Genomic DNA, 1,386 nt, shown 5'->3' on the forward strand with positions numbered 1-1,386 from the left:
TCCGTCAGGCCATCACCCGGTCGATCGCCGACCAGGCCCGCACCATCCGCATCCCGGTTCACATGATCGAAACGATCAACAAGATGAACCGCATCTCGCGTCAGCATTTGCAGGAATTCGGCTTCGAGCCGGATGCGCCGACGCTGGCCGAGAAGATGGAGATCCCCGAGGACAAGATCCGCAAGATCATGAAGATCGCCAAGGAGCCGATCTCGATGGAAACGCCGATCGGCGACGACGACGATTCGCATCTGGGCGACTTCATCGAGGACACCAACAACACCGCACCGATCGAAGCGGCCATGCAAGCCGGTCTGCGCGATGTGGTGAAAGACATCCTCGACAGCCTGACTCCGCGCGAAGCCAAGGTCTTGCGCATGCGTTTCGGCATCGAGATGTCGACCGACCACACGCTGGAAGAAGTTGGCAAGCAGTTCGACGTGACGCGTGAACGCATTCGTCAGATCGAAGCCAAGGCGATCCGCAAGTTGAAGCATCCGAGTCGGTCGGACAAGCTCAGGACATACTTGGACAACCTGTAATCAGGTTGCCTAGGTATGTGCCGCCATCGGCGGCCATGGCCGCGCAGCGGACATGCCGGAGCTTGCGCCGCTGGCACAAGCTGCGCACGTATCTGGACAACCTCTGATCAAGACCTGACAGAAGCGAAAGGGGCTGGGGCGATCCAGCCCCTTTTTTCGTTTGATCGTCTATGGCAGCGCCGTCATCCGGCACGGCTACACTGCCAAGAATTTCACAGCTGAAGCTCTTCTCATTCATTGACCATGACCCAAATCCGGGAACGCACTGTTTTGTTTGCCGATCTACGTGGCAGCACGGGGCTTTTCGAGACGCTGGGCAATGCCGAGGCGACGTCCTTGGTGACCCAGACGGTCGGGCTGATCGCGCAGGCGGTGGATGAGAGCAAAGGCCGTTTGGTGAAAACGCTGGGGGACGGCTTGATGGCCGTGTTCGAGTTGCCCAACGACGGTGTGATGGCGGCCATCCGCATGCATGAGATGCTGGAGCGCGTGGTGGCCCGCGGCATGGGTCAAGGCGGCTCGCCTAGCCTGCGGGCGCTGCGCATGCAGGTCGCCCTGGCACGCGGCGAAGTGGTCGAGATGAATGGTGACTGCTTCGGCGACGCGGTCAATGTCGCCGCTCGCCTGCTCAACCATGCCGGCGACAACGAAACCCTGATCACCGCCGAGGTCTTGACCGGCCTGCCCACGGCCAAGAAACTGCGCTTTCGCAGCCTCGACCTGATCGCCATTCGCGGCCGCGCCGAGCCGGTCCATGTACATGTGCTGGACCAGGCGATGCAAGGCGATGTGGCGGCGACACAGTTCGGCGAGATCCAGCATGCGGTCGAGCCAGACGGCATCC

Annotated in this window: 2 protein-coding genes; both read left to right on the forward strand. The window is 61.3% G+C overall.

The genetic code is table 11. From position 1 onward, the window contains the following. On the forward strand, positions 1-542 hold a 542-nt coding region (locus RMO57_RS12865), incomplete at its 5' end, for a sigma-70 family RNA polymerase sigma factor (protein ID WP_310387192.1). A gap of 243 nt (positions 543-785) precedes the next feature. Further along, the coding region (locus RMO57_RS12870; protein WP_310387195.1) for an adenylate/guanylate cyclase domain-containing protein at positions 786-1,386 on the forward strand (601 nt) is incomplete at its 3' end.

The sequence above is a fragment of the Roseateles sp. genome (genome assembly GCF_031397715.1).
Taxonomy (GTDB): domain Bacteria; phylum Pseudomonadota; class Gammaproteobacteria; order Burkholderiales; family Burkholderiaceae_C; genus Paucibacter_A.